Below are 24637 nucleotides of genomic sequence, written 5' to 3' on the forward strand. Positions count from 1 at the left end.
ACTAGTGGCGGCCGACCAGCGGCAGGGTCCGCCCGCACGTCGGGTACCCGACTGGCCCGCCGCAGCGGGATAATGGGACCTCCTCACGTACGGAGTTCGTCATCGACCTCAAGTGTGGACACTGCTCCCGGGCGGCGGGACCGGACGACCGCTTCTGCGGCGGCTGCGGACAGGCGCTGTCGCTCGGCTGTGCCTCCTGCGGGCACGGCAACAACCCCGAGGCCAACTTCTGCACCAACTGCGGGCAGCCGCTGCGTGACCACGGGGTCACCGTGCAGGAGGACCGCCGCCAGGTCAGCGTGCTCTTCATCGACATCGTCGACTTCACCACGTACGCCGAGCGGGCCGACCCGGAGCAGGCGCGCAGCCTCCAGCAGGCGTACTTCGCCACCGTCCGCAAGCTGGTCCACCAGTACGGCGGGGTGGTCGAGAAGTACATCGGCGACGCGGTGATGGCGCTGTTCGGTGCCCCCGTCGCCACGGACAACGACGCGCTGCGCTGCGTACGGGCCGGTCTGGAGCTGCAACGCAACCTGGCCCGGCAGGCCGCCGGCCCGCACCCGCCGCTGGGTTTCCGGGTGGGTGTCGCCACCGGTGAGGCGCTGGTGGACCTGTCCGCCACCCGTGACGGCGGCCAGGCGTTCGTCACCGGCGACGTGGTGAACACCGCCTCCCGGTTGCAGGCGCTGGCGCCCACCGGCGGGGTGGTCGTCGACGAGAGCACCTGGGCGGCGACCCGACACGAGTTGGAGTACGTCGACCGGCCGGCCGTCACCCTGCGGGGGCGCTCGGCGGTGAGCCGGATCTGGCTCGCCGTACGGGCCCGGCCGCGCAGCGGGCCGCAGGCCGCCGAGCTGACCCCGATGGTCGACCGGGAGCACGAGCGCGGGCTGCTGGTCAGTGCCCTGCACCGCACCGTCAACGAGCGCACCTCCCAACTGGTGACCGTCTTCGGGCCGGCCGGGGTGGGCAAGAGCCGGTTGCTGCGCGAGTTGTCCCGGCACGCCGCCAACCTGCCCGGCCACCGGGTCACCTGGCTGGTCGGGCAGTGCCCGCCGTTCGGCGAGAACGTCACCTACGCTGCCCTGGCGGACATCGTCAAGGGGTGGCTGGGGGTGCCGGAGGGCGACGACCCGGAGCCGCTGCGCGACCGGCTGCGCCAACGGCTGGGCCAGCTCGGCGATCCGCACGCCACCCGGTTGGCCAACGCCCTGGGGCCGCTGCTCGGGGTCGCCGCCGGCACCCGGCTCAACTCGGGGGAGACCGAGGCGGCCTGGCGGCGGTTCCTGCTCACCCTGGCCGGGCAGGGGCCGACGGTGCTGGTGTTCGAGGACATGCACTGGGCCGACCAGGCGATGCTCACCTTCGTCGAGCAGCTCGGCGCGGCGGCCCGGGGCGTACCGCTGCTGGTGGTGGCGACCGCGCGGCCGGAGCTGCGGGAGCGGCAGCCGGCCTGGACGGGCACGATCAGCGGGGCGATGTCGATCTCGGTGCCGCCCATGCACGACGCGGACATCGACACCCTCTACTCGCTGCTACTCGGGCAGGCCGCGCTGCCGGCGGCGGCCCGTGAGCCGCTGATCGAGTTCGCCGACGGCAATCCGCTCTACGCCCAGGAGTACGCCCGGATGCTGATGGACGGCGGGCTGCTGGAGCCGGCCGCCCGGTTCGCCCCGGCCGGCACCAGCGACATGCCACGCACCGTCCAGGCCGTCATCGCCAACCGGCTCGACCTGCTCGACCCGGCGGACCGGGCGGTGCTCCAGGCCGCCGCCGTGGTGGGGGTGCAGTTCTGGCCGGTGCCGGTGGCGACCGCGCTGGGGCGGACGGTGGAGTGGGTGGAGCGGGCGCTGGACCGGTTGCAGCGCCGGGACATGGTCTTCGAACTGCCCGCCTCCACCATGGCCGGTCAGCCGGAGTACCGGTTCCGGCACATCCTGGTCCGCGACGTGTGCTACCAGCGGCTGCCCCGGGCGGAACGGGTGCTGCGCCACCAGCGCACCGCCGACTGGCTCGCCCAGCTCACCGACGCCGGGCAGCAGGACCTGGCCGAGGTGCTGGCCAACCACCGCTGGACCGCCCACGAGATCGCCCGGACGGTCGGACTGGACCCGACCCCGTACGCGGTGGCGGCCCGGACGGCGCTGCACCAGGCCGCCCGCCGGGCGTACGAGCTGCACGCGTTGGAGAACGCCGCGACGTTGGTCGGGCGGGCCCTGGCCGTCGGCGGGGACCCCGACCCGGGGCTGGAGCTGTTCGCCGCCGAGCTGGCCTTCTTCCGGGACGGGGACGCCTTCCTCGTCGACGGGGGGACCGAGGTGCTGGCCGGGCTCACCGAGCGGTTGGCCGCCGTCGGGGACCGTGCCGGCGCGGCCCGCGCCTGGACCCGGCTCGCCACCGCCGCCTGGAGCCGGGCCGACCGGTCCGAGACGCTGCGTTGCCTGGACCGGGCCAACGCGATCTACGCGGAGTTGCCGGAGTCCGAGGAGAAGGCGGAGGCCCTGCTGGAGCTGGCCCGGGTCCGGATGCTCAACGCCGAGACCGATCAGGCCTGCGTGGCGGCCCGCGCGGCGGTCGAGCTGGCCGAGCGGCTGCTGCTGCCCGAGGTACGCGCCAACGCGCGGATCACCCTGGCGGTGGCCCGGTACATGGCCGGCGAGCAGCAGGCGTACGCGGAGCTGGCCGAGGTCGCCGAGCAGTGCCGGGTGGACCGGTTGGCCAGCCGACGCCGGGCGGTGCACAACCTGGCCTGGGCGGCGCAGGAGGAGGGTGACCTGGCCCGGTCGGCCGAACTGGTCGACGAGCAGCGCACGCTGGACCCGGGTGGCGGGCACAGCCTCGCGACCAGTTTCGCCGACAAGTGGGCCCGGGCGTACTACGCCGGCGACTGGGTGGCGGCGCTGGAGCTGGGCACCGAGTCGACCCGGCTGCCGACCGCCGAGTGGGACCTGCACATCGTCGCGATCTCGGGGTGGATGCGCGCCCTGCGCGCCGACGACCCACCCGCCCACCCGACGACCCAACCACCGGCTCGTCCGCCGGCCGGCCAGCCGGCTCATCCGCTGGTGCCGATCCAGCCCGGCCCGGCCGACGAGGGGCCCCGGGCGTCGGCCCCGACCCGCCACACGCCGAGCGGTCCCGGGACGCCCGACCCGGAGGCACCCGACGCCGAGGCGGCCGGCCCGGGGTCGGGCGACGCCGGGGCGGACGATCACGATCTGGTGTCCCGGGCCCTGGTCGCGGCGCGGCGCAGCGGTTTCCACCGGGTGTTGCAGTCGACGCTGGCGCACGCCGCGCTCTGCCGGGCGGTCCGGGGCCGCCGGGACGAGGCGATGCGGCTGCTGGTGGAGTTGGACGAGGACTGGGGCCGGACCCGGATGATCCCGTTCGCCGAGTGGGTGCCGGCGGTCGGTCACGTCGCCGCGGTGCTCGGCCCGCAGGCCGCCCGGCTGGTGCACGACATGCTCGACCGGTCCCCCCGGATGACCCCCTGGGCGGAGGCCGCCGGGCAGGTCGCCGACGCCACCCTGGCGCTGGCCGACGGGGACGCCGAGCGGTCCGCCCGGCTGTTCCGCACGGCGGCGCAGAGCTACGCCCGGATGACCGACGCCACGGACCACGTGCTGACCACCGCGCTGTCGGTGCGGGCGCTGGCCGTCGCCGACCCCGCCCAGGCGGCGGCCACCATCGACCGGGTACGCGACTTCGCCGATCGCAACGACGTGCCCGGTCTGCTCCGGCTCGCCACTGCGGCCCCCGCGACCTGACCCCGCCCACCACCCGCCCGGGCCAGGCCGACCCGGGCCAGGACGGGCCAGGCACCTTGATCAACTTGCTCGGACCGCTCGCGGTACGGGGATACCCGGTGAAGTATTCCGTTTCGCGCCGGATGTGAGTTCTTGCAGACACTGCCCCGGAACGGGCCGGTGGAGAGTGGTCGGATCCGCCGCCGACGCGGGGCACCGGACCGCCGACGGGCAGGTCGACGGCGCCTCCCCCGGCAGCGGATGGTCCCGCCCCGCGCGGCGCAACGGCGCCCAGTTGCACTACCAGCCGGTACGGCCACGGTTCGCGGCCTCCACCCGGGCCCGGACTCCGGGTCCAGAGAGTCCGGGCAGCTCGGCCAGGGCGGCCGGACGATCGTCCACGACGGTGACCGACGGGGAGGCGGCCGGCCCGGAGCCGACGAACCACGAGCGGCACGCCACAACGCACTCCCGGAACGGGGTGCCGACGTGTCACGATTCAGAGCACGGCGTACGGGGCGCCGACACGACCGCACCGGGAGGTGCGCGGAGGAGGATGTCCGGTGTCAGCGGGTGGTGCCCGCCGGGGACGGCGGGACAACGGGCTCGACGCGAGCGAGTACGCCGTCGCGGGCGACGTCGATCCGCGCGTCGGCGAGCACCTGCTCGACGTGCTCGCCGCGGGCGGGATCGCCGCCTACCTCCAGCCCTCCGCCGACCTGAACCCGATCACCCGGACCACCACCGTGCCGTCCCGGCCGGTCGACCGGCTCTACGTGGACCGCTCGCACCTGACCACCGCCCGGGACTACCTCACCCAGCTCGCCGACGAGGCGACGCCGGAGCCGGCCCGGGCCGAGCCGGACGTCGACGCCGAGTGGGAACGCCTGGTCGCCGCCTTCCACACCGCCCCGGCCGCCGGCAGTCATCCCTGGCCGGCCGCCGAGGACGTCGACGACGAGCCGACCGACCCGACCACCCGGGCCGGTGGATCGACGACCCGGGCCGACGAGCCGACCGGCCCGACCGCCACCGACGTGCGGCGGCTGCCGTACGCGGCTGACATCTCCGGCATCTCGGTGACCCCCCGGGGCCGCCAGGACGAGCCGTCGCTGCTGGACGGCCTGGACACCTTCGGGGCGGACCTGCCGGACGATCCGGAGGAGGGGTACACCCCGCCGCCACCCCCGCCGCTGCCCCGGATCTCGAAGTACGCGGTGGTCGGCGTGCTGGGGATCGTGCTCGGTTTCGTCCTGTTCCTCAATCCGTCGTTGCTGCCGGTGGACGCCTCGGTGGTGACCCTGCTCGGTTTCACCGGCATCCTCGCCGGGTTCGTCACGTTGATCTGGCGACTGCGCCCCGGTGACGAGGACGACCACGACCCCGACGACGGCGCGGTCGTCTGAGTCCCCACCCCCTGCACATCACCGCCCCCGCCGTCGACCTTCGCCCGCATCCCGGGACACCGTCGCCCCCACGCCGGGCGTAACAGTGGTGTAACTTACGGTCAGTAGGAATACCGCTGTAGGTCACTTCGCCCACCGACTGCCCGGTTGTTCCTTGCTCGCGTGGTCGGTCCCCTGCCGATCGGAATGCCCGAGATGCGACAGAGTTCCCTGGTGGTGGTCGCCAACCGGCTCCCCATCGACGACAGCGTGGCGCCCGACGGCGCCTGCGAGTGGCGCCGCAGCCCCGGCGGGCTGGTCAGCGCGCTGCACCCACTGCTCCGACAGACCCCGGCCACCTGGGTGGGCTGGGCCGGCGGCACCGGGCCGGCGCCCGTGCTGCCCGACGTGGACGGCGTGCACATGCAGACCGTCCCGCTCAGCGCCGACGACCTGCGCGACCACTACGAGGGCTTCGCCAACGCGACCCTCTGGCCGCTCTACCACGACGCCGTCGAGCAACCCGAATACCACCGCCGCTGGTGGGAGGCGTACCAGCGGGTCAACCAGCGGTTCGCCGAGGCGACCGCCGAGGTGGCCGACCCGGGCGCGGTGGTCTGGGTGCAGGACTACCACCTGCAACTGGTCCCCGGCCTGCTCCGCGAGCTACGGCCCGACCTGCGGATCGGCTTCTTCCTGCACGTGCCGTTCCCACCGCCGGAGCTGTTCATGCAGCTGCCCCGCCGGGCGGAGCTGCTACGTGGGATGCTCGGTGCCGACCTGATCGGTTTCCAGCGGGCCCAGGCGGCACACAACTTCGCCCAGCTGGCCAGCAAGGTCCTCGGGCTGCCCGCCACCGACCGGCGGATCGGCGTGCAGGACCGGGTGGTGCGGATCGGGGCGTACCCGGTCTCGATCGACACCGCCGAGATGGCGGCGCTGGCCGGCCGACCGGACGTCACCGCGCGGGCCCGCCGCCTGCGGCACGACCTGGGCGACCCGGAGCGGGTCATCCTCAGCCTCGACCGGATGGACTACACCAAGGGCATCGAGCAGCGGCTGAAGGCCTACAGCGAGCTGCTCGCCAGCGGTGACGTCAAGGTCCGCGACACGGTGCTGGTGCAGGTCGCCATGCCGAGCCGGGAACGTGTCGGCCAGTACCAGATCCTGCGCGAACGGATCGAACGCGAGGTCGGCCGGATCAACGGCGAGTTCGGCCGGGTCGGCGAGCCGGCCATCCACTACCTCACCCAGCCCTTCGACCGGGCCGAGCTGGCGGCGCTCTACCGGGTCGCCGACGTCATGGCGGTCACTCCGCTGCGCGACGGGATGAACCTCGTCGCCAAGGAGTACGTGGCCGCCCGGGTCGACGACACGGGTGCGTTGCTGCTCAGCGAGTTCGCCGGAGCGGCAGCCGAGCTGGACCAGGCGTACCTGGTCAATCCGCACGACCTGGAGGGGCTCAAGCAGGGGCTGTTGTCGGCGTTGCGGGCCGGGCCGGACGACGTCGGCGACCGGATGCGGGCGATGCGCGACCACCTGCACCGGCACGACATCCGGGCCTGGGCCCGCTCCTACCTCAGCGCCCTGGACGACACCGGCTCCCTGCTCACCCGGCTCAGCAGCACCGGCTGACCCGCCGCCGGCCCGGCTACCCCGCCCGGCGGGGTGGCCGGTGTCCGCCGAGCCGGCGACGGGGCGACGGTCAGCGGCGGCCCGGCTCCTTGACCAGCCAGTCCAGGAGGGCGTCCAGCGGCTCCTGCCACCGGGTGTCCAGCATCAGGTCGTGGCCCATGCCGGGGAAGAGCAGCGGGGCCGCGCCGTACCTGCCGGCCGCCCGGGTCAGGGCGGCCGGCGGGACGACCCGGTCGTCCGGGCTGCCCAGCACCAGCACGGGTGGGTGGCCCACCGCCGGCTCGGCCGGTCGGCCGGCGAGCAGCTGCCACTGGGCCCGCCGGTCGGCCCGCCCCAGCCGGGCCAGGTGCCGCCGGGCGTCCGCGTCGGGCAGTTCCCGGCCGAACAGCTGCCGGCGGTGCAGCCGCAGCGCCCCGCCGAACAGGGCGGGCAGCGTGCCGACCGGGTTGGCCCGCAGCGCCGCGAGGGCCGTGGCCGGGCCGCCGAGCACCGGCGCGACCAGCACCGCGGCCCGGGCCGGATACCGCGCCAACGCGTGCGACACCACCAACGCCCCGGCGCCGTGCCCCACCAGCACCGCCTGCCGTGGCAGCTCCGCCGCCGCCTGGACCACATCATGGGTGTACGCCCGCAGCGTCGCCCCCGGCGCAGGTTCGCTGCCGCCGTGCCCGCGCAGGCTCACCGCGTACGCGGGAAACCCGCGCGACGCGGCGTGCTCCAGCCAGTGCTCGGCGAACGCCCAGGCCCCGTGCCCGAACCCCGGGACGAACAGCAGCGGCGGGCGTCCCTCGTCCAGCTCGGGCACGGCGCTGAGCACCTCCCGGCGGGCCGGACGGACCGGGTGCGCCCACTCCCGGCCCCGCAGGATCCGTACCCGCTCCTCGGTCGTCCCGCTCACTTGCCCTCCAAGTCGTCGAGGGCGCGCTGCACCGCGCGCAGGTAGTCGACGTGGCCCACCTCGAACCAGTGCCGGCTGCTGTCCTTGACCCTCCCGGCGTACCGCTCCCCCGCGCCGGCCGCCACCCGGGACGCGAACGCGGCGGCCCGCTGCGGCCGGTCCCGACGCAACCGCAGCGACCGGGCGAAGAGCACCGTCTGCCAGTGCGCCAGGGTGAACAGGCCCGAGTCGGGCTGCAACAGCCCGGCCACCGCCAGGGTCGGGTGGCCCGGCGGGAAGGCGTGCAGCCAGAGCCGGGGCCGGCCGGAGCCGTCGGCGTCGCCGAGGATCTGCGGGTCGAGGAACTCGAAGCGGGGCAGGTAACCGGTGGCGAAGACGACCAGCTCGGGGTCGATCTCCCGGCCGTCGGTGAGGCTCACCCCGCCGGGATGGAACCGGGCCACCTCCGGGACCGGGGTGATCTCGCCGTGGCCGACGTAGTAGACCAGTTGGCTGTTGGCGATCGGGTGCGTCTCGTAGACCCGGTGGTCGGGCTTCGGCAGCCCGAACCGGGTCAGGTCGCCGACGGTCAGCCGCAGGGTCCGGTGGTAGAGCCACTGCCGCAACCGCAGCGGCACCCGCCACGACAGCAGCGCGTCGTTGACCTGGTCGGCGGGGCGGCCGAGGACGTACTTGGGGGCGTACCAGTAGCCGCGGCGGGTGGAGTGCCAGCAGCGGGACGCCTGCTGGGCGGCCTCGACGGCCAGGTCACAGCCGGTGTTTCCGGCCCCGACCACCAGCACCCGCTTGCCGCGCAGCTGGGCGGGGTCCTTGTAGGACGAGGCGTGCATGACCTCGCCCCGGAACTCCTCCAGCCCCTCGTAGCGGGGCAGCTTCGGTGACCAGTTGTGCCCGTTGGCGACCAGCACGGCGGCGTACCGGGAGGTGCGTTCGGGGCCGTACCCGCCGGTGCTGCGGGTGGTGACGTCCCACCGGTCACCGTCGACCGGCTCCACCCGGACCACCTCGGTGCCGAACCAGATGTGCCGGCGCAGGTCGAAGTGGTCGGCGTACCGCTCGAAGTAGGACAGCACCTGACCGTGGTGCGGGTAGTCCGGCCAGGAGTCCGGCATGGGGAAGTCGGGGAACTGGGTGAACGGCCGCGACGAGATGAGGTGGGTGCTGGCGTACACCGGGCTGCGGTCGTGCCGCCAGTTCCAGGCACCGCCGACGCCGGTTTCCCGTTCGTAGCAGTCGACACCGAAGCCGTGTTCGGTGAGGTTCTTGACGGCGGTGAGGCCGCTGGCCCCGGCCCCGATCACGCAGACCGTGTCGCCCCGGTCGGAGACCGGCCGGCCGTCCCGGCTCGGGGCGGGCGTCGTGGTCTCCGGATCGGGCCGGCCGTGCTCGGTGGAGGAGGGCACCGGAAATCTCCTTTGATGCGGCCAGGTACGCCGGTTCGACGGGCATCCTCCCCGTACCCGCATCCCGTTGTCCAGCCCGGCTCGCGGGGGCCCGGACCCGGCGACGGCTGCTCCCCGGTCGGCGGCGTCGGCCCGCCGGGGACGCCTGCCGGCCGGTCAGCCGGCGGCGGGCAGCAGCAGGTCGACCAGGACCGGGAAGTGGTCGCTGGCCCGGCGGGTCGTCGGGGTGTCCACCACGTCGTAGCCGACGACCTCGACGCGTGGGTCGACGAAGAGGGCGTCGATGCGCCGGCGCGGGTTGGTGCACGAGTAGGTGTGCCGGTCGGCCGCGTCGGCGGCGACCGCGGCGTCGACGAGTCCGCTCGCGACGGTGCCCCAGGCCGGGCCGTCCGGGCCCTCGTTGAGGTCGGCCCCGAAGACCACCGGCAGGTCGCTCGCGGCCAGTTCCCGCTTGAGCAGCGCGGCCTGGCCGGGGCGTTCGGCCGGGTCGGTGGCCAGGTGCGAGCCGGCCAGCAGGAACCGGGCCCCGCCGACCTGGCAGCGGGCGTACGCCGCGCCGCGCAGGTGCCGGCCGGGGGTGAGCGGGAACCGTTGGCAGTGCGTCCCGGTCACCCGGACCCGCAGGCTGGTCAGCAGCAGGTTGCCCAGCGAGGGCAGGCCACCGGCGGCCACCACCAGGCCGAACGAGTCGGCGAGGGTGGCGGACTTCTGCCGCCACCGGAACCGGCGCGGTGCCTCCTGCACGATCACCACGTCCGGGGCGGCCTCGCGGACCACGCTGGCCAGCGCCGCGGTGTCGTCGCGCTGGCTGTGGATGTTGTACGACACCACCCGCAGCGGCACCTGCCCGGCACCGGTCGGGGCGGCCCCGGCGGGGGCACCCGATCCGGAGGCCCCGGCGGCGGCGAGCCTGTCGGCGCCGGTGCTGGCGGCGGTAGGGCTGGCGGTGGTGGGGCCGGCGGCGGCCGGGTCCTGCGGTGCGGCGGTCACCGGCGGCGGGCCAGGTCGGCGGCGCCGATGACGCCGGCGGTGTTGCCCAGCTCGGCGGGGCGCACCTGCGCCACCGGGAGTCGGCTGCGCTGGGCCAGCGCGTCGGCGAAGGACCGCCGGGTCGGGCCGAGCAGCAGGTCACCGGCGTCCACCACGCCGCCGCCGACCACCAGCACCTGCGGGTCGAGGATCTGGGCCATGTCGGCGAGGCTGGTGCCGAGCCAGCGGCCGATCTGGGCGAACGCCTCGGCCGAGATCGGGTCGCCGGCCTGCGCGGCGGTGGTGACCATCGGCCCGGTGATCGCCTCGGCCTCACCACCGGCCAGCTCCAGCAGGGCGGTGGCCCGCTGCGGCTCCTGTCGGGCGCCGGCCCGGGCGAACCGGACCAGGGCGCTGCCGCTGGCGTACTGCTCGATGCAGCCGAGCCGGCCGCAGCCGCACTGGTGGCCGTCGGGGACGGTGAGCATGTGGCCCAGCTCGGCGGCGATGCCGTTGGCGCCACGGACCAGCTCACCGCCGAGCACGATGCCGCCGCCGACACCGGTGCCGATGGTGAACATGACCATGGAGTCGTCGGCGTCGCGGGCCGCGCCGTGCCGGAACTCGGCCCAGGCCGCCACGTTGCCGTCGTTCTCGACGATCACCGGCAGCCCGGTGGCGGTGCTGACGTAGTCGCGCAGCGGTTCGTCGCGCCAGGCCAGGTTGGGGGCGAAGAGGACGGTGGAGCGGGAGGCGTCGATCCAGCCGGCCGCGCCGATCCCCACCGCGTCCACCTGGTGGCCGGTGGACAGCTCGGTGACCAGCTCGATGATGACGTCGCGGGTCTTGCCGACGTCGTCCGCGGGGGTGTCCCGCCGGGCCTGCACGAGAACCCGGCCGGTGTCGTCCACGACACCGCCGGCCACCTTCGTGCCACCGACGTCGACTCCGATGGTCAGCGTCACCGCGGCCACTCCCCTCTGCTGTGCTGCCCGGCATCGACCGAAACAGGCCGTACGCTGCCGGGATGTCCGGTGGTCAGGCCCCGTCGCCTGGTGCGTCCCCGTCCGCGCCGGCCGGCGCGCGCGAGGCGGGCACCACGTGACCGTCGGCCGTGGGCCGGACCTGCTGGGCCGGCGCGGCCGGCCCGGCGTCGTCGACGGGCGGTGCGGCGACGGCCGGTGCGACCGCGTCCTCCGCCCGGGTGGCGGCGGACCAGACGTCCCGCTCCGGCGCCGACGCAGAATCATGCCCGGTACGGGTGGCCTCGCGCCACACATGATCGGCCTCGGAATCGGAAGGGCCGCCCCGACCTGTCGTCGCGCTGGCGTCACCGGGCGTCCCGTGGGATGCTTCCCCGCCTGCGGGCGGGGCGAACGCACGCATCATGCTGGCGATTCCGGCGGCCAGGTCCCCCGCGCCGGTGGCGAGCCGCTCGGCGAACTCGGGACTGGGATCGCGCAAGGCGGTGACAGCCCGGCAGATCGGACAGATGCAGCACTCGGGTGATCCGGTGGCGAAACCCTCCGCCCGGTGGGTGCCGGCGGTCGGCCGGGCCGCGCCGGCACTGTGACCGAGGACACCCGAGACGATCCCACCGAGCGGACCCCACGGTCCCGCCCCCGACCCGGTGCCGGCGGAGGCCAGCCGGGCCGTCGCGAGCAGCGTGGCGACCAGCCGTTCCGCTTCCTCCCGGGCCGAGCCCGGTTCCGTTGCGCCCATGGTCGGCTCCTCCGTCGTGTCGCCGGCCGTTGTGTCGCTACGCCGCACCGGGTGCTTCTACCCGGCGCTTGAGCTGCTTCAACGCCGTATCCATGATCATTTTCTCGGCTTTGCGGCGAAACATGCCGAGCATGCCCACCGACAGCTCGACCTCAAGCGTGTAGGTCACCGTGCAGGTGCCGTCCGGGTTGCCGACCAGGTCGTACGAGCCACGCTGGGTCTTCTGCATCTTCGAGGGTGCCACCAGGTGCCACTCGACGCGGGAGAGGTCCTCGGCGTACTCGTAGGCCAGCACGTACTCGTCGGCCATCACCCCGGCGTCGATGGTGAACCGGACCTGGCTGGCGTAGCCGTCCTCGTACTCCTCGACGACCTCGGCCCGACGCACCGCCTCGGTCCACCGGGGGTAACTCGCGAAGTCACAGATGACGGCCGCCACCCGGTCCGGTGACGCGCCGATGATGATCGACTGGGTGGAGGAGTCCGCCATGGGGGGAGGCTACCCGCCGCTTCCGCCGGCCGCCCCGCTCCACCCCCGAAGCCGGGTCCCGGGCCGCCCCGCAGCGGGGCCGGGGGTGGCCCGCCGCGGGCTCCCGGGCCGTCCCCGACGGGGTCCGGGCCGGTGGGGCGGGCAACCTGCCTGGGGCGTTCGGGGGGCCGGCCGGGTAGGTTTCGACCATGCCGACCAAGGTCGGCCCGGCCAGTGCGAGCACGAGGGAGTGCAGGTGCGCGAGTTCTCCGTTCCGCCGATCGTCAGCATCGGCGACGCGGCAAACCTGACCGACCCGGTCTGGGACAACGCCGAGGCGGCCCCGGACGCGGTGCAGTTCGTCCGGCCCGCCGCCGACGGCAGCGCCGGGATCGACGTCACCTGCCGGCAGTTCCGCGACGAGGTCGTGGCGGTCGCCCGGGGCCTGGCCGGCGCGGGGGTGGCCCCCGGTGACCGGGTCGCCCTGATGAGCCGCACCCGCTACGAGTGGACCCTGCTCGATTACGCCATCTGGGTGGCCGGCGCGGTCACCGTCCCGATCTACGAGACGTCCAGCGCCGAGCAGGCCGCCTGGATCCTCGCCGACTCCGGCGCGGTCGCCGTGGTGGTGGAGACCAACAGCCACGCCACCCTGGTCGCCGGGGTCCGCGACCGGCTGCCCGAGCTGCGCGACGTCTGGCAGATCGAGCTGGGTGGGGTGGACGAGATCGTCGCCGCCGGAGCGTCGGTCGACCCCGCCGAGATCGAGCGCCGCCGCACCTCGGTCCGCGCCGACGACGTCGCCACGATCATCTACACCAGCGGCACCACCGGCCGCCCCAAGGGCTGCGTGCTGACCCACCGCAACATGTACGCCGACATCGCCAATGCGGTGCCGGTGCTGCCGAACCTGTTCCGGCCGGGGGCCTCGACCCTGCTGTTCCTCCCCCTGGCACACGCCTTCGCCCGGCTCATCCAGATCGGGGTGGTGCAGGCCCGGGCCACGATGGCGCACTGCGCCGACACCCGGGACCTGGTCGCCCAGCTCCAGGAGTTCCGGCCGACGTTCGTGCTCTCGGTGCCACGGGTCTTCGAGAAGGTCTACAACGGCGCCCGGCAGAAGGCCCAGGCCGACGGCAAGGGCGCGATCTTCGACCGGGCGGAGAAGGTCGCCATCGCCTGGAGCGAGGCGCAGGAGATCCCGGGGGGTCCCGGGTTCGCGCTGCGCGCCCAGCACGCGGTCTTCGACCGGCTGGTCTACCGGAAGCTGCGGGCCGCCCTCGGTGGCCGGTGCCGGGACGCGATCTCCGGCGGTGCCCCGCTCGGCGCCCGGCTCGGGCACTTCTTCCGGGGCATCGGGGTGACCATCTGCGAGGGGTACGGCCTCACCGAGACCTCCCCAGCCGCCGCGGCCAACCTGCCCACCGGCACGAAGATCGGCACCGTCGGCCGGCCGCTGCCCGGCGTGACCATCCGGATCGCCGACGACGGCGAGATCCTGATCGCCGGTGACCTGATCTTCCAGGGCTACTGGAAGAACGAGTCGGCCACCGCCGAGGCGCTCGTCGACGGCTGGTTCCGCACCGGCGACCTGGGGCACCTCGACGACGACGGCTTCCTGCGCATCACCGGCCGCAAGAAGGAGATCATCGTGACGGCCGCCGGCAAGAACGTCGCCCCGGCCGTGCTGGAGGACCAGGTCCGGGCGCATCCGCTGGTCAGCCAGTGCGTGGTGGTCGGTGACCGGCAGCCGTTCATCGCCGCCCTGGTCACCGTCGACGAGGAGGCCCTGCCGAAGTGGCTGGCCGGGCACGGACTGCCCGAGGACACCCCGGTCGAACAGCTCGTGACGCACGACGGGCTGCGGGCCGAGATCCAGGGGGCGGTGGACACCGCCAACCTGGCCGTCTCCAAGGCCGAATCGATCAAGGTGTTCCGCATCCTGCCCCGCGACTTCACCGAGGCGACCGGCGAGCTGACCCCCTCACTCAAGGTCAAGCGGCAGGTCGTGCACAAGTCGTACGCGGCCGAGATCGCGGAGATCTACCAAGGCTGACTACGATCCGTCACGTGTCCGCCTCCACAGCTGTCCGCCCCCAGACGCGACCCGTCGCCGCCGCCGCGCGTGCGGTGATGCTCGCGCTGGTCGGCACACTGACCCTGATCGCCACCGGCGATCCCGCCCAGCTCTGGTGGATCGCCCTGTTGGCGGTCGCCGGGGCACCCGCCCTGCTGGCCCCCGAGCACCGGTTGATCGGTCCGTTGAGCCGGCTCGCCGAGGCGGTGGTGATCGGGCTGGCCGCCAGCCAGGTCGCCGTCTCCTCCACCCTCGGCTCGTCGGTCGGCGGGCTGGGCGCCTCGGCCGTACTGCCCTATCTGGCGGTGCCGGTGACGGTCACCGCGCTGCGCCGGCAGTTCCGTGAGGGGGCGGTGCTGCTCGGGGTCACCGCCGCCACCCTGGTGGTCGCCGGTGGTTTCACCGAGGTCGACGGCGGGCGGCAGTTGGGCCAGCCGGGCTACCTGGCGGTCTGCGCGCAGTGGTTGATCCTCGCCGGGCTCGGCCTCTACGCCGCCGGCACGCTGCACCAGGTGATGCGGGTCCGGGCCGAGGGCAAGCCCCAGCCGTACGCCGAGGCGACCCGGCTGCTGACCCAGCTGCGCACGGTCGCCCGGCAGCTGCCCGGGGCCACCCTCGATCCGGGCGGTATCTCCGAGCACCTGCTGGAGGAGCTGCGGACCGTCGCCCCCGTCAACCGGGGCGCGGTGCTGTCGGCCAGCGGCGGCGGGCGGCTGGTGGTGCTCGCCCAGATCGGCGTGGACCGGGTCGACTGGGAGACGACGCTGGACTCCGACTCGGCGATCGCCGACGCCTGGGCCAGTCAGCAGCCCCAGACCGCGGCCCGGTCGCAGGCCCGCTCGCACACCGGCGGGGACGTCTCGTCGCTGATCGTTCCGCTGGTCGCCGGGGTCCGCACGGTCGGCCTGGTGGTGCTGGAGGCGGACGCGGCACACGCGTACCCGCCGCCGGTGGTGTCCCGGGTGACCGCGCTGACCGGCCCGGCGGCGCTGCGGCTGGAGGCGGCGCTGCTCTTCGACGACGTGCGGTCGCTGGCCACCAACGAGGAGCGGCAGCGGCTGGCCCGGGAGATCCACGACGGGGTGGCGCAGGAGCTGGTGATGGTCGGCTACGGCATCGACAACGCGCTGGCCTACGTCGACGAGGACCCGAAGGAGACCGCCGAGGCGCTGCGCACCCTGCGCGGCGAGGTGACCCGGGTGATCACCGAGCTGCGGTTGAGCCTGTTCGAGCTGCGCAGCGAGGTGGACCGGCACGGCGGCCTGGCGGCGGCGATCGCCGAGTACGCCCGGACCGTGGGTTCGGCCGGCGGGCTGCGGGTGCACCTGTCGCTGGACGAGTCGACCGCCCGGCTGCCGGCCGCCACCGAGGCCGAGTTGCTGCGCATCGCGCAGGAGGCGGTGACCAACGCCCGCAAGCACGCCGGGGCGTCGAATCTCTGGGTCACCTGTGAAGTGGACCCCCCGTACGCGCAAATTGAAGTGTCGGATGACGGTCACGGCATCGGTGACCAGCGCACCGACGGTCACTACGGCCTTGCGATCATGGCGGAGAGGGCGGAACGTATCCGGGGCCGGTTGGAGATCAGTCCCCGGCAACCCAGTGGTACGACCGTGGCGGTGGTGGTGGGTTCGTCGCCCCGGCGCGATAACGTGCGTGGCAGCGCAGCAGCAGAAGTGGAGTAATTCGAGGATGACCACAAGCCCGACACCGGCCACCCGTACCAAGGTCCTCCTTGTCGACGATCACGACCTGATCCGCAAGGGGCTGCGGCACGCCTTCGAGCGGGACCGTCAGTTCGAGGTCGTCGGCGAGGCCGCCACGGCGGCGGAGGGCGTGCGCCAGGCCGGCGCGCTGCAACCGGACGTCGTGATCATGGATCTGCGGCTTCCCGACGGCAGCGGCCTGGAGGCCACCCGGGCGCTGCGCAAGTCCAGCGCGTCGATGGGCATCGTGGTGCTCACCATGTACGCCGGCGACGACCAGCTCTTCGGCGCGTTGGAGGCCGGGGCGAGCGCGTTCGTGCCGAAGACCGCGCCGGCCGACGAGGTGGTCGCCGCCGCCCGGCACGCCGCCTCCTCGCCCAGCGCGTTCACCGCGGCCGACCTGGCCGAGGCGATGAAGCGCCGGCTGGCCCCGTCCGGCCCGCAGCTCTCCCCCCGCGAGGGGCAGGTGCTGCGGCTGCTCGCCGACGGCATGAGCGTGGCCGGCATCGCCAAGCAGCTCTTCGTCAGCGAGTCCACCGCCAAGACCCACATCTCCAAGCTCTACGAGAAGCTGGGTGCGGCCAACCGGGCGCAGGCGTTGATGACCGCCCTGCGGTTGGGTCTGCTCGAGGCGCCGGACGCCCCGAAGTTCTGAGCGGGTCCCCACCCGCAGGCCGGCAGGCCCGGATCCCTCGTCGGACCGGGCCTGCCGGGCGATCCACAGGTTTCGATTGCACCCGGTGAGGGGATGATCGCGCACAGATCGCGGTCTTTGCACCTGGGCAACGGGCGGGCACAATACCCGGGTGAACCGCGCAGGCTACGACCCACGTGGTGATACTCGACAAAGGGGTTGGGGATGCAGCGACCGGACTGGGCACCCGACGACATCGACGTCGAACGCCCCAGCGTCGCCCGCATGTACGACTACTATCTCGGCGGCTCGCACAACTTCGCCGCCGACCGGGTCGCCGCCCGGGCGATGGTCGACGCGGTCCCCGACGCGCCGCTGATGGCCCAGGCCAACCGGGCGTTCCTGCGCCGGGTGGTGCAACATCTCATCGACGCCGGCATCCGGCAGTTCCTCGACATCGGCTCCGGCATCCCCACCGTCGGCAACGTGCACGAGATCGCCCAGCGGGCCGTCCCGGACGCCCGGGTGGTCTACGTCGACGTCGATCCGGTCGCCGTGGCGCACAGCCAGGAGATCCTCGCCGGCAACCGCAACGCCACCGTCGTCCGGGAGGACCTGCGCCGGCCGGAGGCGATCCTGCGGCACCCGGAGGTGACCCGCCTGATCGACTTCTCCCAGCCGGTGGCGGTGCTGGTCGTGGCGGTGCTGCACTTCATCCCGCACGCGGACCATCCGGAGGAAACCCTGCGGACGTTGCGCGCGGCGCTGGCCCCCGGCAGTCACCTGGTCCTCTCCCAGGCCGGCGAGGACGGTCGCCGCAGGGCGGAGCGGGTCGAGGCGGAACGGGTCTACCGGCGTACCGACAATCCGCTGTGCATCCGCAGCCGGGCCGAGCTGACCGCGTTCTTCGACGGTTTCACGCTCGTCGACCCCGGGGTGGTCTGGGTGCCGCAGTGGCGACCCGAGACACCGGAGAGCGCCGAGGACGCCGAACGGGCCGGCTTCCTGGGCGGCGTCGGGCGTCTCGATGGGTGAGCCGGTGACCCCCGGGGCGTCCTGCCCGGGCACCTTCGCCCGCGCCTGGGCCAAGGCGGTCTCCGGCACCAGCTACCTGCCGATGACCCAGGCCCAACTCGAGGAGCTGCTGCAACGGCTCACCCACCGGTTGGCCGCCGCGCTGCGGGCCGAGCCGTTCGACCCGCGTGTCGGCCACCAGGTGGGTGCCGAACTGGTGGCCGCGCACATCGCCTCGGCCGAGGGGTTGGGGCGTACCGTCGAGGTCATCCAGCTCCGTCTGCTGCGTGACCTCGGCCTCGTCGGCGACGACATCTCCGACCGGCTGGCCCGGCTGCTCGCCACCATCACCACCGGGTACGCCCGCGCGCTGCGCGACCGGACGCTCGACGAGCAGGAGTCGATCCGGCGGGCCGCGATGGTGGCCCGCGCGCAGGCCGAACGGGCGCTGCGCGACAGCGAGTCCCGGTTCCGCCACCAGGCCACCCATGACCCCCTCACCGACCTGCCCAACCGCACCCTGTTCACCGAACGGCTCGCCGCCGCCATCAACGCGCCGGGGCGGGGTGCCGACCGGGTCGGGGTCTGTTTCCTCGACCTCGACCGGTTCAAGGTGGTCAACGACTCGCTCGGGCACCAGCTCGGCGACGCGCTGCTGGTGCAGATGGCGCAACGGCTGCGTCGGGCGCTCGGCGAGCACCTGGTGGCCCGGCTGGGCGGCGACGAGTTCGTGATCCTGGTCGAGCGGACGGGCGGCACCGACGACGTGGTCAAGGCGGCCGAGGCGGCGCTGGCGGCGGTCAGTGAACCGGCCCTGGTCGACGGGCACGAGCTGAGCGTCACGGCCAGCGTCGGCATCGTGGAACGACCGGTCGCCGGCACCACGCCCGGCGAGTTGATGCGGGCCGCCGACAGCACCCTGCACTGGGCCAAGGCGGCCGGCGGTGCCCGGTGGGCGCTGTTCGACCCGGCCCGGCACCGCACCGAACTGGCCCGGTACGCCCTGTCGGCGGCGATCCCCGCCGCCCTGGACCGGGGTGAGTTCTTCCTGGACTACCAGCCGCTGACGTCGCTGCGCGACGGCACCCTGCTGGGGGTGGAGGCGCTGGTCCGCTGGCGGCACCCCGAGCTGGGGGTGCTGCGCCCGGACAGCTTCATCGGGCTGGCCGAGGAGACCGGGCTGATCGTCCGGCTGGGCGGCTGGGTGCTCGCCGAGGCGTGCCGGGAGGCGGAGAGCTGGGGTGCCGACGGTGGGCCGGCGCCGTTCGTCAGCGTCAACCTCGCCGTCCGGCAGGTGAACCGCCCCGACCTGGTGCAGGAGGTACGCGGGCTGCTGGCCCAGACCGGCCTGCCACCGCAACGGCTCCAGCTGGAGATCACCGAGAGCACGATGATGAGCGCCGGCGCGGAGGACCCGGTCCGGGCCCTGCGGGCGCTCAACGACCTGGGCGTGCGGATCGCCATCGACGACTTCGGCACCGGTTACAGCAACCTGGCCTACCTGCGGGACCTGCCGGTGACCGAGCTGAAGATGGCCGGCGAGTTCGTGACCGGGCTGCGTGCCCCGCAGGTCGACCCGGCGAGCCGTACCGACGAACGGATCCTGGCCTCGCTGGTGTCGTTGGCCCACGCGTTGGACCTGACCGTCACCGCCGAGGGGGTGGAGACCGCCGACCAGGCCGACCTGCTGCGCGCCATCGGCTGCGACGCCGGCCAGGGCTGGCACTTCGGCCGGCCCGCACCCGCAGCCCGCATCCTCGAACAGATCCGCTGACCGGTCGGCCGGGGTGACCGGCCCGGCACCTGCCGCTGCGGCGACGCCGGCCGGGCCACACCGGTGGGCGGTCAGTGCCGGCTCAGCCGGGTGCGGTGGTGCCGGTGAGCAGGTCGGTGAGTCGTCGGGCCTGGGTCTCCCAGCGCCACTCCTTCTCCACCCAGGCCCGGCCGGCCGCGCCGAGCTGGCGGGCCAGGTCCCGGTCGGCGAGCAGGGTGGCCACCCGGTCGGCGAGTTGGGCGACGTCGCGGCCCGGGACCACGTATCCGGTCTCGCCCTCGCGGACCGCGTCCGGTGCGCCGCCGGAGTCACCGGCCACCACCGGCAGCCCGGTCGCCGACGCCTCCAGGTAGACGATGCCCAGCCCCTCGACGTCCAGGCCCCGGTTGCGGGTGCGGCAGGGCATCGCGTAGACGTCACCGGCGGCGTAGTGGGCGGGTAGCGCCTCCCACGGCACCGAGCCGGTGAACACCACGTCCCGTTCGACACCGGTGGACCGGGCCAGCTTCTCCAGCGTCGCCCGGTAGGGCCCGCCCCCGACCACCAGCAGCGCCGCGTCGGGCACCCGGCGGCGGATCGCCGGCAGGGCCCGGATCAGCGTGTCCTGGCCCTTGCGGGCGACCAGCCGGGAGACGCAGACCACCACCGGCCGGTCGGTCAGCCCGAGCCGGGCCCGCACCGGTGCGCCGTCCACCGCCGGGTGGTAGGTGTCCACGTCGACCCCGGGGGCGAGCCGGTGCAGCTCGGTGACGCCGTGCAGGGCGCGCTCCAGGCGTACCCGGGTGTAGTCGCCGAGGTAGGTGACCACGTCGGTGTGCCGGCCGATCCGGCGCAGCGCGGCGCGGGCCCCGGGCAGGGTCGCCCAGCCGGCCTCGTGGCCGTGGGTCAACGCGACCGCCCGACGGATGCCGGCGCGTCGCCGCAGCCCTCCGGCGAGCAGGCCCAGCGGGGCGGCGGCACCGAACCAGACGGTGTCGCAGCCGTGCTCGCGGGCCAGCCCGGCGGCCCGGCGGGCGACCCGTGGGGTGGGCAGCAGCACCCGGGTGGCGTCCCGGATCACCGGGAAGGGTTGCGCGGCGTCGAACTCGGCGGTGTCGCGCCAACTGGAGGCGTAGACCACCACCGACCCGGGCGGCTGACGGACCGCCAAGTGGTGCACGAACGACTGGATGCCGCCGGGTCGGGGCGGGAAGTCGTTGGTGATCAGCAGGATACGGCTCATCGACCGACCTCCCGGGCGTAGGCACGGGCGGCGGCCATCCGCTCCACCGTCGACGGATGCGACGCCGCCCAGAGGTACTCCCAGCGGGGCGGGTCCGGGTCGGCCCGGTTGACCCCGGCGAGCCGGCGTTGCATCGCCTCGAAGGTGGCCGGGTCACCGGTGAGCGCCAGGGCGTGCGCGTCGGCCCGCGCCTCGACCCGACGCGACATCAGCGCCTGCACCGGGCCGGCGACCAGCCCGACGACCGTCACCAGGGCGATCAGCAGCGCGAATGCCCGGGGCTCGGCGATCGAGTCGACGCCGGCCCGGCGCAGCAGTGGCGTCCAGGAGCCGAGCAGGTAGAGCGCGACCACCGCGGCGGCGGCACCGAGCGCGCCGGTCACCGTGCCGGTCCACACGTCCCGGTCCTTGGCGTGGCCCAGCTCGTGCGCGACGACGCTGGTCACCTCGGCCGGGGTGGCCTCGCGCAGCAGGGTGTCGTAGACCACCACCCGCCGGGTCGGCCCCAGCCCGGACACGTACGCGTTGACCGCCGTGGTCCGCCGGGAGGCGTCGGCGACCAGCACGTCCCGCACGGGTACGCCGTCGCGGGCGGCCAGCGCGGTCAGCTCGGTGCGCAGCGGCCCCTGCTCCATCGGGGTGAACCGGTTGAACACCGGCTCCACCAGCACCGGCAGCACGAAGGAGAGCAGCACCACCAGCCCGGCCGCGCCGGCCGCCCCGAACGCCCACCACCAGCGCGGGGCCAGCCGGGTGACGGTGTAGAAGCCGAGCAGCACGGTCGCGGCGAGCACCGCGCTGAGGGCGTACGACTTGAGCAGGTCGACCGTCCAGCCGCCCCAGCCCTGGGTGCTCAGCCCGTAGCGGGTCAGCACCGACTGCCGCCAGGCGGCGAAGGGCAGGGTGAGCAGGTCGGCGACGAGCACCACGGCGATCCCACCGAGCACGGCGCGGGCGATCCAGTGGTCACCGAAGGGCCGCCCGGCCAACTCGACCAGCCGGGCACCGAGCGGGGTCAGCCCGAGCAGCAGCGCCGCGACAAGCCCGACGGCCAGCCCGGTGTAGCGGCCGGGGCGCAGGGCCGCCTGCAGCGCCCGCCCCCGGGCCACCTGGTCGGCGGGCAGGTCACGCAGCGCGGCGAGTTGGTCGGAGCGGGGTGCCGGAGGGCGGCTCCACGGGACCAGCAGGGCCGCGACGACGAGCAGCGCCAGCACCAACGCCGCCAGGGTGAGCACCGCCCAGCCGCGCGGGGTCACCTCGGCACCCCGTGGACGGGCCTGCGGGTGTGGCGTCGTACCCGTGTCATGCCGCCGCTCCTCCCGCCGTGAGCGCCCATCCTATGGCCCACCGAGGCGGCCCCGGCGCGGTGTGTGCCCCGGCCCCACCCGGCCCGCGCGGAGCAACCGTCAGCCACGGACATCGCTGGCCTGGCGGGCCTGCCCCGGCGGGGCGGCGACGGTCAGGCGACCCGGCGACGGGTGGACCGGGCCCGGCGGGTCTCGTGGGCCAGCACCTCCACCTCGAAGCCGGAGCGGGTGAGCACCTCGATCGCCCGGTGCTCGGCGGCACCCAGGCCGGCGGCCGGCGAGTCGGTGTCGAGCAGGGCCGTCACCAGGCAGCCGGCGCAGCCCGCGCCCCGGACCCGGCAACCGTCGCAGTCGATGAGCATCGTGCCTCCTGACGCAGTGCGGCGTCGGGCGGAGGACCATCGTCACCACCCGAGCACCGTCGGTCAGGTCGGACACTAACCATCGGGTACGACACAATCGGACAACCGGTGATCAACCAGGGCCGAGCCGATGGACAACGGCAGGCCACCCAGGATGATCCGCCCACGTCACCCGATGGTCCCTCGTCAGAACCTATGTCACTTCTTCATGCCCGGATCGCGGGTGAGCACGTCGAACAGGGGTGCCTCGGGCCAGCCGGGTCGAAGGCGGGTGACGGTCCGCCATCCCCAGGATCGGTACGCCGCCTGCGCGGGGCCGTTGTCCGGCCGGGCGAGAAGCGTCATCCGCTCCTCGTGTCGGCTCCCCACCAGATCGTCATGCAGTGCCCGCGCAACACCCTGCCGCCGCGATGCCGCGCGTACCAACAACTCGGAGATGGCGAAGGTGCGGTGCCCGTCCTCCTCGGTGAAACCGACCGGTACGGGTTCCTCGATGCCGTCCCACCACCGGGTGTCCGGTGCGAGTGGAAACCCGTACACGTAGCCGATCAGCTCCTCGTTGAGCCATGCGGTGACCAGCGCCCAGCCGTCCCGCTGCCGGTGCGCCGAGAGTTGGCGACGGTAACGGTCCTCACCGTAGAAATCGCCCTGCCCGGCATGGACCTCCAGGTAAAGAGCGATCAGTTGCTCGATGATTCCTTCGGATTCGGCCGCGCCGTAGTGGCGGAGGGTCAGATTCTCGGTCATCGGACGGCCACGCCGTCGAAGGCTTCGATGAAGTCTCGGACCGGGGCGGCCGGTCGAGGTAGCTGACCCACCGTCGAACGGATGTCAGCCAGGTGCCGAGTCACCCGGCCGGAGTTCATCTGCCGCACCTCGGGTAGGAGGTCAACTGCCATCCGGGCGGCCTCGTTGACGTCGCCCTCCCGGTAGGTCGCCTCGACCAGCCGTACCCGGTAGTAGACCTGGTTGCGCCGGTGTGTGGGGGACCCGTTGGCGATGGCGTCCCGGAGCGCCTCGGCGGCGCGATTCGGCTGGTCGAGCGAGAGGAGCGACAACGCCTCCAGGCCCTGGACCTCTTGGAAGTTGACGAAGTGGGTGAACTCGGGATCCTCCTCGCGCGTACCCCGCTCCAGTTGCTGGCGTGCGTTGCGCATCTCGCGCTCGAAGGCGCTGCGGTCGTTCAGCTCGGCGAACGCGCATGCCCGCCGAAGGTGCAGAAGCGTACGCAGCCGTGGAGTGGCCCAGCCTGCGGAGACCCGGAGTGCGGCGTCCGCGCAGTGCAGGGACTCGGTGGGCTGGGACTTCCAGGCGAGGAGTGCGAGTTGCGCGAGCGCGCGTGCCTCGACCTGAAGATCGTCGGCGAGACGTGCCCTCGCGATCGCCTCGTGGAGGTACGGACGCGCGGCGGCCCTGCGATCGGCGTCGTGGGCCAGCCACGCCGTCTCCACGGCAAGGTCGGCGAGCGAAGCCTGGAGGGCTTCACCGACATCCCGGCTGTAGTGCGCCTTCGCCGCCCAGGACGCCAGACGGCCATGGACATGGATGGCGATGTCGCACAGTTGGTTGGCACCGGTCGCCGCGTCGGCCTCCCGGAACTCCTTTACCAGGGAACCAGCCAGCCGGACGTGTTCGAGGCCAATGGACGGCGACTGGTCCGCGAGCGTGGCGAAGAAGCCCAGATTGCTCACGGAGGCCAGGCCCGCCAATGCTGCCAGTGCGTGGAACTGCCGGCGATCCGTCGTGACCACCCCCTTCATCGATGATGCGAACGATGCTGACGTTGCCTCAACGTTCGCGTGGTCATGGCAATCGCGCCCCCACGCCCCCGGTGCTGTCGCCGAGTCCGTGGTCGAGCCGGGCCGCGCGTCGGGAAGGCTGAACCACAGCAGGGCACCCGGTATCCCGAGGATCGTCGCCCAGTGCGCCAACCGGTCCAGGTGCACCACCGGCGGTCCGTTCTCGACCCGGCTCAGTTGTGCCTGCGTGATCCCCAACCAGCCCGCCACCACGGTCTGCGACAACGCCAACCGCCCGTGGTAGGGGTGGAACCGGTAGGCCCTGATCACCCGCCCGAGGTGTCGGTCGGCGAGCGCCTGCCCGAGCGGTTCGTGATCCCAGAAGGACGCCGGCACCTCGGGTGGTGCACTGAGCCGGTCTCGCTCCGCGGCCTGACAGGGCGCGCAGCGTCCGCTGTCGTTGTCACGGGCGAGTCGCCCGCCACAGCGTGGGCAGTTCGCAGATGTCACCGGCAACCTCGCCAATCGCGGGCGGCTGAGTCCGAAGTCGAGCGTAGCCATTCAACCCGCTCCGT

Annotated in this window: 19 protein-coding genes and 1 pseudogene; 9 read left to right on the forward strand and 11 right to left on the reverse strand. The window is 73.8% G+C overall.

The window, feature by feature from the left end; all coding sequences use genetic code 11:
• Positions 1–101: 101 nt before the first annotated feature.
• From ACQP2H_RS22205 to ACQP2H_RS22220, 4 genes and pseudogenes are all read left to right on the forward strand, one after another.
• Positions 102–185 (forward strand): annotated as a pseudogene (locus tag ACQP2H_RS22205) (hypothetical protein); the annotation flags it as partial.
• Between the two features lie 87 nt (positions 186–272).
• Positions 273–3767 (forward strand): ATP-binding protein, encoded by a 3495-nt coding sequence (locus tag ACQP2H_RS22210; protein WP_433228713.1) that lies wholly within the window; start codon positions 273–275, stop codon positions 3765–3767.
• 542 nt (positions 3768–4309) lie between these two features.
• Positions 4310–5152 carry a DUF308 domain-containing protein gene (locus tag ACQP2H_RS22215; protein ID WP_219464004.1) on the forward strand — a complete coding sequence of 281 codons (843 nt, stop codon included), beginning with the start codon at positions 4310–4312 and terminating at the stop codon, positions 5150–5152.
• A 195-nt stretch (positions 5153–5347) separates the two neighbouring features.
• Entirely contained in the window at positions 5348–6766 is a 1419-nt protein-coding gene (locus ACQP2H_RS22220) for an alpha,alpha-trehalose-phosphate synthase (UDP-forming) (RefSeq protein ID WP_219464005.1), read from the forward strand.
• A gap of 70 nt (positions 6767–6836) precedes the next feature.
• Here ACQP2H_RS22220 and ACQP2H_RS22225 read toward each other — a convergent pair whose 3' ends face one another.
• The 6 genes from ACQP2H_RS22225 to ACQP2H_RS22250 form a co-directional block, all read right to left on the reverse strand.
• Positions 6837–7664 (reverse strand): alpha/beta hydrolase, encoded by an 828-nt coding sequence (locus ACQP2H_RS22225; protein WP_357535344.1) that lies wholly within the window; start codon positions 7662–7664, stop codon positions 6837–6839.
• The gene (locus tag ACQP2H_RS22230) at positions 7661–9067 is read right to left on the reverse strand and encodes a flavin-containing monooxygenase (protein ID WP_208568695.1); all 1407 of its coding nucleotides are present in this window, start codon (positions 9065–9067) and stop codon (positions 7661–7663) included. Before ACQP2H_RS22230 ends, ACQP2H_RS22225 begins: the two co-directional genes overlap by 4 nt.
• A gap of 156 nt (positions 9068–9223) precedes the next feature.
• Complete coding sequence (locus tag ACQP2H_RS22235; RefSeq protein ID WP_208568809.1) at positions 9224–9910, reverse strand: endonuclease/exonuclease/phosphatase family protein; 687 nt, start codon at positions 9908–9910, stop codon at positions 9224–9226.
• A gap of 143 nt (positions 9911–10053) precedes the next feature.
• A complete protein-coding gene (locus tag ACQP2H_RS22240) occupies positions 10054–11001 on the reverse strand; it encodes an ROK family glucokinase (protein ID WP_208568696.1) in 948 nt (315 codons plus the stop codon).
• A gap of 73 nt (positions 11002–11074) precedes the next feature.
• Positions 11075–11758 carry a hypothetical protein gene (locus tag ACQP2H_RS22245; RefSeq protein WP_357535346.1) on the reverse strand — a complete coding sequence of 228 codons (684 nt, stop codon included), beginning with the start codon at positions 11756–11758 and terminating at the stop codon, positions 11075–11077.
• Positions 11759–11795: 37 nt separating this feature from the next.
• A complete protein-coding gene (locus ACQP2H_RS22250; protein WP_208568698.1) occupies positions 11796–12248 on the reverse strand; it encodes an SRPBCC family protein in 453 nt (150 codons plus the stop codon).
• A 235-nt stretch (positions 12249–12483) separates the two neighbouring features.
• Between ACQP2H_RS22250 and ACQP2H_RS22255 the strand changes: the two genes are divergently transcribed.
• The 5 genes from ACQP2H_RS22255 to ACQP2H_RS22275 all read left to right on the forward strand — a co-directional run bounded on the left by ACQP2H_RS22255 (position 12484) and on the right by ACQP2H_RS22275 (position 19432).
• Positions 12484–14283 carry an AMP-dependent synthetase/ligase gene (locus tag ACQP2H_RS22255; protein WP_433228717.1) on the forward strand — a complete coding sequence of 600 codons (1800 nt, stop codon included), beginning with the start codon at positions 12484–12486 and terminating at the stop codon, positions 14281–14283.
• A gap of 14 nt (positions 14284–14297) precedes the next feature.
• Positions 14298–15989: a GAF domain-containing sensor histidine kinase gene (locus ACQP2H_RS22260; RefSeq protein ID WP_357535350.1), complete on the forward strand. Its 1692-nt coding sequence runs from the start codon at positions 14298–14300 to the stop codon at positions 15987–15989.
• 7 nt (positions 15990–15996) lie between these two features.
• Entirely contained in the window at positions 15997–16665 is a 669-nt protein-coding gene (locus ACQP2H_RS22265; RefSeq protein ID WP_007072219.1) for a response regulator transcription factor, read from the forward strand.
• A gap of 204 nt (positions 16666–16869) precedes the next feature.
• Entirely contained in the window at positions 16870–17679 is an 810-nt protein-coding gene (locus ACQP2H_RS22270) for an SAM-dependent methyltransferase (protein ID WP_433228719.1), read from the forward strand.
• Positions 17672–19432 (forward strand): putative bifunctional diguanylate cyclase/phosphodiesterase, encoded by a 1761-nt coding sequence (locus ACQP2H_RS22275; RefSeq protein WP_363818563.1) that lies wholly within the window; start codon positions 17672–17674, stop codon positions 19430–19432. Before ACQP2H_RS22270 ends, ACQP2H_RS22275 begins: the two co-directional genes overlap by 8 nt.
• 82 nt (positions 19433–19514) lie before the next feature.
• Here the strand turns inward: ACQP2H_RS22275 and ACQP2H_RS22280 are convergent, their stop codons facing one another.
• From ACQP2H_RS22280 to ACQP2H_RS22300, 5 genes are all read right to left on the reverse strand, one after another.
• Positions 19515–20654, reverse strand: a complete 1140-nt coding sequence (locus ACQP2H_RS22280) for a glycosyltransferase family 4 protein (RefSeq protein WP_433228721.1) — start codon at positions 20652–20654, stop codon at positions 19515–19517.
• Positions 20651–21910 (reverse strand): M48 family metallopeptidase, encoded by a 1260-nt coding sequence (locus ACQP2H_RS22285; protein ID WP_433228723.1) that lies wholly within the window; start codon positions 21908–21910, stop codon positions 20651–20653. The genes ACQP2H_RS22280 and ACQP2H_RS22285 overlap by 4 nt, the downstream gene beginning before the upstream one ends.
• 203 nt (positions 21911–22113) lie before the next feature.
• Positions 22114–22323, reverse strand: coding sequence for a hypothetical protein (locus ACQP2H_RS22290; protein WP_091237684.1), 210 nt, complete (start codon positions 22321–22323; stop codon positions 22114–22116).
• A 198-nt stretch (positions 22324–22521) separates the two neighbouring features.
• Positions 22522–23070, reverse strand: coding sequence for a GNAT family N-acetyltransferase (locus tag ACQP2H_RS22295; RefSeq protein WP_433228725.1), 549 nt, complete (start codon positions 23068–23070; stop codon positions 22522–22524).
• Positions 23067–24458 (reverse strand): helix-turn-helix domain-containing protein, encoded by a 1392-nt coding sequence (locus tag ACQP2H_RS22300; protein ID WP_357535362.1) that lies wholly within the window; start codon positions 24456–24458, stop codon positions 23067–23069. Before ACQP2H_RS22300 ends, ACQP2H_RS22295 begins: the two co-directional genes overlap by 4 nt.
• Positions 24459–24637 lie beyond the last annotated feature (179 nt).

The organism is Micromonospora sp. CA-248260 (assembly GCF_050942205.1).
GTDB lineage: Bacteria > Actinomycetota > Actinomycetes > Mycobacteriales > Micromonosporaceae > Micromonospora > Micromonospora antibiotica.